Below are 10,346 nucleotides of genomic sequence, written 5' to 3'. Positions count from 1 at the left end.
CGACCCTCCCGGCTGTCCGTCAGGCCATCCTTGATCGTCTGTTACGCCCGCCGTCGCGACACTGTCCGAACTGCGGAACGGCGCTACCATCACCGCGTCCCACACTTCTGCCAAAGTAGTGCTAGGCGCCATTCCCGATGTCCCCCGCTTGCGATAAGCGCACCCCCGATGTCCGGTGAAGAGCATGTTCGCACGCCATGAACGCCATCTGATCGCGCGCTATCTATGGCCCGGCGCGGGTGGGCGGCTGGTCCTGCTGGTCGCCGGAATCGGCTGCGCCGGCGTCATGATCGGCGTCGCCGCACTGGTGCTGGTCGTGGCGGTCATGAATGGCGCGCAGACAAAGCTGGCCGAAACGGTCGCCCCGGTTGACGGGCATCTGAGCATCCGCATCCCACCGGACGCCGCCATGTCCGAGGCACAAGTTGCCGCCGCCGTAGCCCGCCTGCCCGGTGTCGCGCGGAGCGAATCGATTCGCGAGATCACCGCTGGTCTGTCGATCGATGGCCGGATCACCCCCGTCACGGTACAGGGCCGCGATCCTGGAACGCTGTCGCGATTGGTGCCGACAATGCGCGCAGCGCTCACACATTATCCCAATCCGGCGAACGCGGTGGCGATCGGCCAGAATGCCGCGCTGCAATTGGGGCTGTTTCCCGGCGATACCGTCGCGATTGGTCGGGTGGAGATCGACGCCGACCATAGCCTGTCGCTCGCCCTCACCCCGGCGCGGCTCGTCGCCTTTTATCCCGATGATGAGCAGGGCAGCGGCCAGGTGATACTGTTCGCGCCACTCGATTGGCTCCCCATCCTGCAAGACGACAAGGCGGTCACGCGCCGGATCGCGGTGGTGCTGACCACGCCCGACGCGGAAGCGGCGGTGATGGCGGCGATCCGGCGGCGGCTGGGCCCGGGCTATCCGATCACAAGCTGGCAACAGGCGAATCGCGCGCTGCTGGCAGCGCTCGTCACCGAGAAGATCGGGATGACGATCGCGGTCGGCTTGGTGACACTGGTCGCGCTGTTCAACATCCTGTCCTCGATGACCTTGCTCGCGCGGGCCAAGCGGCGCGAGATTGCGATCCTTCGGACCATGGGCGTCTCGGCCAACGGGATCATGCGGGTCTTCGCGACGGTGGGCAGCATCATCGCACTGATCGGCGCGGGCATCGGCCTTACCCTGGCGGCCGGGATACTGACGCAGCGCGCGGCGATCGTCGGAATAGTTCGCCACCTGTCGCCAGCGCGGCAAGCCGAATGGGACATATTCCTGTCCCTGCCGATCGGGATTTCGGGCACCGAGCTGGCGATGATCGGCCTGAGCGTATTGGCGGGCGCGGTACTGGCCAGCCTCTATCCCGCCTGGCGCGCGGGGCGGACCTCGCCCGCGCTGGTGCTTCGCGCCGATTGACGATGTACAAGTAAACCCCGACGGCATTGCTGCCGCCGGGGTTTTCCTGCGGACCGGCGCGCGAGACTCGCGGCCGGTCGGCCCCGTCACCCGAGTGGGGGCGCGGTGCCGGGGCGCTCAGGAACCGGGTGTTACTGGCCGAGCAGCTTGAGCACGCCCTGCTGAGACTGGTTGGCCTGGCTCAGCATCGCGGTCGACGCCTGGTTCAGGATCTGCGCCTTGGCGAGCGCGGTGGTTTCCGCCGAGAAATCGGTGTCCTCGATCCGGCTGCGCGCATCCGTCAGGTTGGTGACGTTGGAGGTCAGGTTGTTGACCGCCGACTGGAGCCGGTTCTGGGTCGCGCCGAGGCCGGCGCGCACATTGGCGACCCTGCCGATCGCGGCGTCGAACTGTTCCAGCGTCGCGGTCGTCTTGACCGAGCTGTCCGTCGGGGTCGCGGCCGACGAGTCGCCCAGCACCATGACGTTGGTCAGCGCGGTGTCGGTCGTCAGATCGCCAAAGGTCATGTTGATCGCGTCGTTGGTGTTCGCGCCCGCCTGAATCTGCACCACGCCCGCATTGCCTGCGGTGCCATTGAGCAGCTTCTGGCCGTTGAATTGCGTGTTGCGCAGGATGTTGGAAACCTGGGCAGCCAGCGCATCCTGTTCGGCGGTGATGTTCGACTTGTCGTTGCTGGAATAGATGCCGTTGGCCTTCTGCACCGCCAGTTCGCGAATCCGCTGGAGCATGTTGCTCACCTCGTCCAGCGCACCCTCGGCGGTCTGCGCCATCGAGATGCCGTCATTGGCGTTGCGGATACCCTGGTTCATGCCGCGCACCTGCGCCGACATCGAAGCGGCGATGGCGAGGCCGGCCGCATCGTCCTTGGCGGAGTTGATCCGCTTGCCGGTGGACAGGCGCTGCATCGAAACATTCAGCGCCGCGGACGCGCTGCCGTTCGCGGCGGAGGCGCGTAACGCCGAGATATTGCTGGCAATAACCGTCATGGTCGTTCTCCAAAGCCGGAGCTCTCCGCCGCCCCCAAGGCGAAGGTCGAGCTGCCAAGACGGGTAACGACCGCTTGGAACCGTGCTTTAGAGAAAAAAGTGATTGGGGCGCATTTTTTCGGGCGGAGCCCCCCGGCGCCTCATAGGGCACCGGGGGGTCCACCTTCCGCGACCGAGGGGAAAACCGCGGTCGGCATTCGCCCAGGGCGATTAGCCGAGGAGCTTCAGCACACCCTGCTGCGACTGGTTGGCCTGGCTCAGCATCGCGGTCGAGGCCTGGCTCAGGATCTGCGCCTTGGCGAGCGCGGTGGTTTCCGACGAGAAGTCGGTGTCCGAGATGCGGCTGCGCGCTTCGGTCAGGTTGGTCATGTTCGAGGTCGCGCTGTTGACCGCCGACTGGAGCCGGTTCTGCACCGCACCCAGGCCCGCGCGGATCTTCGACACGTCGCCGATCGCGGCGTCGTAATTGTCCAGCGTGTCGGACTTCAGCGACGTCGAACCCGTAGCCGGCGCGAAATCGACGACCGCGCTCAGCTTGGACCCCGTGTCGGCCGCGCCGCCGGTTCCCGCCGCGTAAGTGGCGGTCATGTCACGCAGGTTGATGCTGACCGTGTCGTTCGAGGTTGCGCCGGTCTGGATCGAGACGCTGGAAGCGGCGTTGAACAGCGCGGTGCCGTTGAACTTGGTGTTCTTGACGACCGAGCTGATCTGGTCGGCCAGCGAGGTCTGCTCGGCGGTGATGTTCGCCTTGTCGTCCGCCGAATAGGTGCCGTTCGACGACTGGACCTTCAGTTCGCGCATGCGCTGCAGCATGTTGCTGACCTCGTTCAGCGCGCCTTCGGCGGTCTGCGCCATCGAGATGCCGTCATTCGCGTTGCGGATGCCCTGCGCCATGCCCTTGATCTGCGCGGTCATCGAGTTGCTGATCGCCAGGCCGGCGGCGTCGTCCTTCGCCGAGTTGATGCGGTTGCCGGTCGACAGGCGCTGCATCGAAACGCTCAGCGCGTTGGACGCGGCGGTCGAAGCGGCGGTTGCACGAAGAGCACTGACATTGCTGGCAATAACGGTCATTTCTTGTCTCCAAATCTGCTCGGCGATCCGTCTGTGTCCCCTCTGGACCACCGTGCCGCCAAATGGAGGAACGGCCGTTCTCCGGCAGACTTTAGCCGGGTCGGTGCAAATTTTTGCCGGTCGCCTTGCCGGTTTTGCCGGCCCGGTCGCGCGCGCGGCGGCGCGTCGCGGGTACATGTACGGGCGCGCATCGCGGGCGCGACGCGCCCGGAAAAAACTTGCCGCCGGTTTTGCCGAATTAACCACGGTTTTACCAAACAGGGCGCATTGGCGAGTCACGAAAGGACTTGAGCCCAATGTCGTCGATTCATCCCTCTGCCGCGCTGATGAAGCAGAAATACGCGCTGATCTCTGCGCTGCGCGCCCAGGGTCTGGCCATTGCCGAGCCGGGTGCCGCGCCTCAGCCGGGGGACATGTTCCTCGTCGCGGAGGGCGATGCGATCGCATATCCGGCGCGCACCGTGATCGTCAGCGACGGCCCGGTCCCGGCGATCCTCCCGGCCATCGACGGCCGCCCGGCCAGCGTCACCTATCCAGCCTCCGAGGCCGGCGTGGGCAACAGCTTCGTCCGCGCGCTGGTCGCCGGGCCGCAGGTGCCGACCGCCGCCGACCCCGAGACCCTCGCGCTCTTCACCCTGGCCGAGCGGGTGGCCCAGTCCGACATCACGGTCCTCATCAACGGCCCGACCGGCACCGGCAAGGAAGTGCTGGCCCGCGCCATCCACACCCAGTCGGCGCGCGCGGCCAAGCCGTTCGTCGCGATCAACTGCGCCGCGCTGCCCGAATCGATGCTGGAGGCCCTGCTCTTCGGCCATCAGAAGGGCGCGTTCACCGGCGCGGTGCAGGCGGGCGAGGGTTTCTTCCGCGCGGCCGATGGCGGCACGTTGCTGCTCGACGAGATCGCCGAGATGCCGCTGTCGCTCCAGGCCAAGCTGCTGCGCGTCCTGCAGGAGCGCGAGGTGATCCCGCTTGGCGCCTCGATGCCGCAGTCGGTCGATGTCCGCGTCATCGCCTGCGCCAATCGCGACCTCCAGGCCGAAGTGGCGGCGGGCCGGTTCCGCGCCGACCTGTATTACCGCCTGTCGGTCTTTCCGCTGGCCACCAAGCCGCTGGCCGAGCGTCGCATGGACATCCCCGCGCTGGCCGCGACGATGATCCTGCGCCACGCCGCCAGCCGCACCGTCATGCCCTGGCCCAGCGCCGCGACCATCGAAAAGCTGGTCCAGCATAATTGGCCCGGCAATGTCCGCGAGCTGGAAAACGTGATCCAGCGGGCGCTGCTCTTCGCGGGCGGCGCGGCGATCGAGCCCGAGCATATCGTGTTCGACCGCCCGATGGTCGCCAACGACACCGACGAGACCCCGCTGACCGTGACGGCCGCGGACGCCACGCTGGGCAAGGTCGTGCAGATGAGCGAATTCGCCGCGATCCGCGAGATGCTGGCCGCATGCGGCGGCAACCGGATCGAGACCGCCAAGCGCCTCGGCATCTCGGAGCGCACGCTGCGCTACCGCCTCGCCAAGGCGCGCGAACAGGGTGAGGAGATCATCCGCCCCTCTAGCCGGGCGATGATGGCATGAGCGTCGGCGGTGTCGGCGGCGCGATGAGCGTCGACCGGGTGATGGCACTGCGCGCGCAGATCCTGGAACGCAATCAGGCGCTGAAGGCGGCCAGCCAGGCTGGTGCCAGCCAGGCGGCACAGGCCGCCCAGGCGCCCGCCGCGCCGACCAGCTTTGCCGATACGCTGGAAACCGCGCTGAAGGGCGTCAACGAAGGCCAGCAACAGGCCGCCCGCCTGTCCGAATCCTACGAACGCGGCGAAACCGTCGACATCGCCAAGGTGATGATGGCGCGCCAGCAGGCCTCGGTCGGGTTCGAGGCGACGCTGCAGGTCCGTAACAAACTCCTGTCCGCCTATAAGGACATCATGAGCATGCCGGTGTAAGATGAGCACAGCCCTCACCCCCGCATCGACCAATCCCGCGCCGGCCCTGCCGCCCTTGCCGGAAAAGTTCGCCAACCCGCTGCGCCAGATCAAGGCGGTGATGGCGCAGCCCGCCGTGCGCCGTTCGGCGCCGATGGCGCTGCTGATCGGCCTGATCGCCGCCGCCGCGCTTGCCTGGATGGCGCTGTCCAGCCCGCCGCAAAAGACGCTGTTCGAGAATCTGTCGGACGCGGACAAGCAGGCGGTGACGAGCGCGCTGTCGGCCGCGAGCATCAAGAGCAGGATCAACGACGGCACCGGCGCGCTGACCGTCAATGAAGAGGATTATTCCAAGGCGCGGATGCTGCTGGCGGGCCAGGGGCTCCCCAAGCAGGCCCCCGGCGGCTACGCCATTCTCGACCAGTTGCCGATGGGTGTCAGCCGCGCGGTCGAGGGCGAACGGCTGCGCCAGGCGCGCGAGAGCGAACTGGCCCGCTCGATCGAGGAGATCGACGCGGTCGCCGAGGCGCGCGTGCATCTGGCCATGCCGGAGGCCTCGGTCTTCGTGCGCGACCATGCCTCGCCATCCGCATCGGTGGTGGTCAAGCTGAATGCCGGGCGCTCCCTGTCGGACGCGCAGGTCCAGTCGATCGTCAATCTCGTCGCCTCGTCGGTGCCCGGCATGAAGCCCGAGGATGTGACCGTGGTCGACCAGATGGGCGGGCTGTTGTCCAAGAAGGGCGCGGACGGCGCGAGCGGCGACGATCGCCGCATCGACTTCCAGCGCCGCCTGGAGGAGAAATACCGCACCCAGCTGATCCAGCTGCTGACCCCGCTGGTCGGCGCGGGCAATTTCACCGCCGAGGTGCAGGCCGAGGTCAATCTGGACGAGACCAGCGCGACCCGCGAAAGCTATGACAAGGAAGGCGTACTGCGCGCCGAAACCGGCAACTGGACCGGCAACCAGAAGGATCCGACCCCGCCGGGCGGCATTCCGGGCGCGCTGTCCAACACGCCGCCGCCCGCCAGCACGCTGCAGCAGCCGCAACCCGCCAACGGCGCGTCGGGCAACCCGCCCGCCGACCAGAAGCCGGTCGCCGGCGGCCCGGGCGTCAATCCGGAGAAGCAGTCCGACAGCTTCCAGCGCGCCTATGACCTGGGCAAGGAAGTCTCGGTGACGCGCGCCGCGCCGGGTGCGATCAAGCGGCTGACCGTCGCGGTCCTGCTGCGCGATCCCGCCACCGGCAAGCGCACGCAGATGGAGATCAACCAGATTTCCGATCTGGTGAAGTCCGCGGTCGGGTTCGACCAGCAGCGCAACGACAACGTCACCGTCATCAGCCGCAAGTTCGCCGACGCCAATGTCGACGACAAGCCCGCCTGGTACGACAATAGCTGGCTGCCGATCCTGGCGCGCAACGGGACCGCGCTGATCATCGCGCTGCTGGTCCTGCTGCTGGGCGTGCGTCCGCTGGTCAAGGCGATGACGCGGAAGAAGGAATCCGACGAGGCCGCCAGGGCGCTGCCCATGGGCGCCGCCGACGGGGTCGAAGGGGGTGAGGCGTCCGCGGCATCCGGCCTTCAGGGTCAGGCCGGGTCCGACCAGATCGAGGTCCAGCCGCCCGTCACGCTCGACGAGATCGAGGGCACGAACAATTTCGACGACCGCATCGTCAAGGTGCGTGGCTTCACCCGCGACAATCCGGCCCGCGCCGCGCTGGCGATCCGCGACATGATCCGGTCGGAGGTGCAGTCGTGACGGTCACCGCGTCGGAGGGAGGGCGCGTCTATTCGGGCGTCGAGCGCGCCGCCGTCCTGATGATGCTGGTCGGCGAGGCGGAAGCCGCCGCGATCCTCCAGAAGCTGGAGCCGGACGAAGTCCGCGAACTGGGCAAGGCCATGTATTCGATCGCCGATGTCAGCGAGGAGGATGTCGGTTTCGTCCTGGACGATTTCGTCGGTTGCGCCCGCGCGCGCGCCTCGATCGCGTTCGAGCCCAAGCCGATGGTCGAGAACCTCATGAACCGCGCGCTCGGCCCGGAACGCGCGGGCAGCGTCCTCTCGCGCATCATCCCGCCCGAGGCGCAGTGCGAGATCGAGATGCTGGGCTGGCTCGACCCCGTCGACATCGCGCAGATCGTCGAGAAGGAGCATCCCCAGATCGGCGCGGTCCTGATCGCCAATTGCGATCCGGCCGTCGCGGGCAAGGTGCTCGAACTGCTGCCCGAAGTGATGCAGCCCGATATCCTGCACCGCGTCGCGCGGCTGGGCCCGGTGACGCCGCAGGCGATCGAGACGCTCAACCGCATTCTGGCGCACCATTCGGCCGGCGGCAATGGCGGCCAGGGCCTGGCGCTGGGTGGTTCGCGCGAAGCGGCCAAGATCCTGTCGAGCGCGCGCAAGGCGACCGAGCAGCGGGTCATGCCCAAGCTGTTCAAGATCGACCGCGACGTCGCCAAGCAGATCGAGGAAGCCCTGTTCATCTTCGAGAATCTGCTCGACATGGACGACAAGAATCTCGGCACGCTCATCCGCAACGTCGACGGCGAAATCCTCACCCGCGCGCTCAAGGGCGCGGAGGAAGCCGCGCGCGAACGCTTCCTGGGCTGCATGTCGGCACGGGCCGCGGCGGGTATCCGCGACGAGATCGAATCGCGCGGTCCGATGAAGCTGTCGGAGGTGCTGGAGGCGCAGAAGGCGATGATCCAGATCGCCCGCAACCTGGCCAAGGACGGCACGATCATGATGGGCGGAGGCGAGGACGATTATGTCTGATTTCATCGCAGGCTTTTCCGCGCGGCAGAACGCTGCCGCCGCCGCGCTGCAACAAACCTTCGCACCGCCGGGCGCGTTCGCGCCGACCGGCATGGCGGGGCTGGGCATCGACCTGGGCAGCGGCCCGGTCTCGTTCCGGCCGCGCACGCCCATGCCCGGCGGCGCGGCGATGGGGGCCGGCGCGGCGCCCGGCTCCGGCAGGGCCGATCCCATGGCCAGCCAGCCGCAGCATTTTCATCCCGCCAATCGCGATCATGATCCGACCGAAGGCTGGGACCCGTTCGCCGCATGCGGCAGTCCGTCCGAACCCGCCATCGATCCGGTCGAGGCGGCACGCGTCGCCGCCCATGCCGAGGGCTATGCCCAGGGGCTGGCCGACGCCGCCGAACAGGCCCGGCTTCATGCCGAGGCGCGGGAACGCGACGGCCATCTGGTCGATTCCATCGGGCAGGCGCTGGCCTCGCGCGTTGATCGCGATGCGATCGCCGAACATCTTCGCCAGACCGTGCTGAAACTGGTCTCCAAGCTGGTCGGCGAGATCGGCGTCGATCCCGCACTTCTGGCGGGACGGATCGAGGCGGCCACCGACCTGCTGGTCGACACGCAGGAATCGGCGATATTGCGCGTTCATCCCGACGATGTCGCGCTGCTGGACGGGCATCTGCCCGAAACCGTCTTCGCGGTCGGCGATGCCGCCGTGGCGCGCGGCAGCTTCGTCCTCGAAAGCGCCTCGACCATCGTCGAGGACGGCCCTGCCCTGTGGCTCGACCAGCTCGCCGCCGCGATCGACAAGGTTCCCGTACCCACATGCTGAACCGGTTCACCGCCGATTATCTGGAGACGCTGGGCCACGCCGATTTCGCGCCGCGTGCCAAGGTGTCGGGACGGCTCGCCTCCTATGACGGCCTGTTGATGGAGGCGGTCGGCCTGTCGCTGCCGGTCGGGACCGTCTGCGCGATCGGCGACACGGCGGAGAATCGCGTGGAGGCCGAGGTGATCGGGTTCCGCAACGGCCGCACGCTGATGATGAACCTGGGCGGCCCCGCCCCCCTGCTCCCGCGCGCGCCGGTACGCCCGCTCGGCCCGCCCGGCGAGGCCGAGGTCGGCGCGGCGATGCTCGGCCGCGTGGTCGACGGGTCGGGCAAGCCGATCGACGGACTCGGCCCCATTCGCGGTGCGGAGCGCTGGCCGCTGGCGGGCAGGATGCAGTCGCCGCTCGATCGCGGTCGGGTGCGCGAACCGCTCGACGTGGGCGTGCGCGCGATCAACGGGTTGCTGACGATCGGCCAGGGCCAGCGTGTCGGCATCATGGCGGGTTCGGGCGTCGGCAAGTCGGTGCTGCTGGGCATGATGGTCCGCGCCGCGCGGGCCGACGTCATCGTCATCGGCCTGATCGGCGAGCGCAGCCGCGAGGTCGCCGACTTTCTGGAAACCAAGGTGGCGGGCGAGGCGCGGGCGCGCTCGGTCGTCGTCGCGGTGCCCGCCAACCATTCGCCGGTGCTGCGCATCCGCGGCGCCCTGCGCGCCACCGCCATTGCCGAGGCGTTCCGCGCCGAAGGCAAGAAGGTGTTGCTCATCATGGATTCGCTGACCCGCGTCGCCCATGCCGGGCGCGAGATCGGGCTGGCGCTGGGCGAACCGGCCTCGGCGCGCGGCTATCCGCCCTCGGCCATCGCGATGCTGCCCAATCTGATCGAACGCGCGGGCGCCGATGCGCATGGGCCGGGTTCGATCACCGCGATCTACACCGTGCTGGCGGACGGCGACGACGGCAACGACCCGGTGGTCGATTCCGCACGCTCGATCCTGGACGGCCATATCGTGCTGAACCGCCATCTGGCCGAGCGCGGCATCTATCCCGCGATCGATATCGGCCCCTCGGTCAGCCGGGTGATGACCGACATCGTCAGCAAGCCCCATGCCCAGGCGGCGCGCACGCTGCGCCGTCACCTGGCGACCTATGAGGAGAATCGCGACCTGGTGCTGATGGGTGCCTATCGCGCCGGGGCCGATCCCGCGATCGATGCCGCCATCGCCTGCCACCCGGCGGTGATGGAATATATCCGTCAGGACGCGGACGAGATCGTGCCGCTCGACCATGCGGTCGAAGAATTGATCGGCGTGTTCGGCCAGCCCGGCGACTGAGACACCCGTACGCGGGGCATAAGGGGGAACAGAC

Annotated in this window: 9 protein-coding genes; 7 read left to right on the top strand and 2 right to left on the bottom strand. The window is 68.0% G+C overall.

The genetic code is table 11. The annotated features are described in order from the left end of the window. Positions 1 to 184 precede the first annotated feature (184 nt). Positions 185 to 1,411, top strand: coding sequence for an ABC transporter permease (locus tag RN629_RS11510; RefSeq protein WP_407035337.1), 1,227 nt, complete (start codon positions 185 to 187; stop codon positions 1,409 to 1,411). A 131-nt stretch (positions 1,412 to 1,542) separates the two neighbouring features. Here RN629_RS11510 and RN629_RS11505 read toward each other — a convergent pair whose 3' ends face one another. Then, entirely contained in the window at positions 1,543 to 2,397 is an 855-nt protein-coding gene (locus tag RN629_RS11505; RefSeq protein ID WP_407035336.1) for a flagellin N-terminal helical domain-containing protein, read from the bottom strand. A 210-nt stretch (positions 2,398 to 2,607) separates the two neighbouring features. Further along, positions 2,608 to 3,468: a flagellin N-terminal helical domain-containing protein gene (locus RN629_RS11500; RefSeq protein WP_407035335.1), complete on the bottom strand. Its 861-nt coding sequence runs from the start codon at positions 3,466 to 3,468 to the stop codon at positions 2,608 to 2,610. A gap of 296 nt (positions 3,469 to 3,764) precedes the next feature. Here RN629_RS11500 and RN629_RS11495 point away from each other — a divergent pair, with 296 nt between their 5' ends. From RN629_RS11495 to RN629_RS11470, 6 genes are read left to right on the top strand one after another with little or no spacing between them, the layout of a single operon-like run. Continuing rightward, positions 3,765 to 5,048, top strand: a complete 1,284-nt coding sequence (locus tag RN629_RS11495) for a sigma-54 interaction domain-containing protein (RefSeq protein ID WP_407035334.1) — start codon at positions 3,765 to 3,767, stop codon at positions 5,046 to 5,048. Beyond that, complete coding sequence (gene fliE, locus RN629_RS11490) at positions 5,045 to 5,413, top strand: flagellar hook-basal body complex protein FliE (RefSeq protein WP_407035333.1); 369 nt, start codon at positions 5,045 to 5,047, stop codon at positions 5,411 to 5,413. The genes RN629_RS11495 and fliE overlap by 4 nt, the downstream gene beginning before the upstream one ends. Position 5,414: 1 nt before the next feature. Next, complete coding sequence (gene fliF, locus RN629_RS11485) at positions 5,415 to 7,151, top strand: flagellar basal-body MS-ring/collar protein FliF (RefSeq protein WP_407035332.1); 1,737 nt, start codon at positions 5,415 to 5,417, stop codon at positions 7,149 to 7,151. Then, complete coding sequence (gene fliG / locus RN629_RS11480) at positions 7,148 to 8,167, top strand: flagellar motor switch protein FliG (protein WP_407035331.1); 1,020 nt, start codon at positions 7,148 to 7,150, stop codon at positions 8,165 to 8,167. The genes fliF and fliG overlap by 4 nt, the downstream gene beginning before the upstream one ends. Further along, entirely contained in the window at positions 8,160 to 8,981 is an 822-nt protein-coding gene (locus RN629_RS11475) for a FliH/SctL family protein (RefSeq protein WP_407035330.1), read from the top strand. Before fliG ends, RN629_RS11475 begins: the two co-directional genes overlap by 8 nt. Continuing rightward, on the top strand, positions 8,975 to 10,312 hold the full coding sequence (locus RN629_RS11470; RefSeq protein WP_407035329.1) for a FliI/YscN family ATPase: 1,338 nt from the start codon (positions 8,975 to 8,977) through the stop codon (positions 10,310 to 10,312). Before RN629_RS11475 ends, RN629_RS11470 begins: the two co-directional genes overlap by 7 nt. The last annotated feature ends 34 nt before the right edge of the window (positions 10,313 to 10,346 follow it).

The sequence above is a fragment of the Facivitalis istanbulensis genome (assembly GCF_040560405.1).
Lineage (GTDB): Bacteria > Pseudomonadota > Alphaproteobacteria > Sphingomonadales > Sphingomonadaceae > Sphingomonas > Sphingomonas istanbulensis.
Note: the sequence above shows the minus strand (reverse complement) of the source record. Positions and strands in the feature narration are given on the sequence as shown.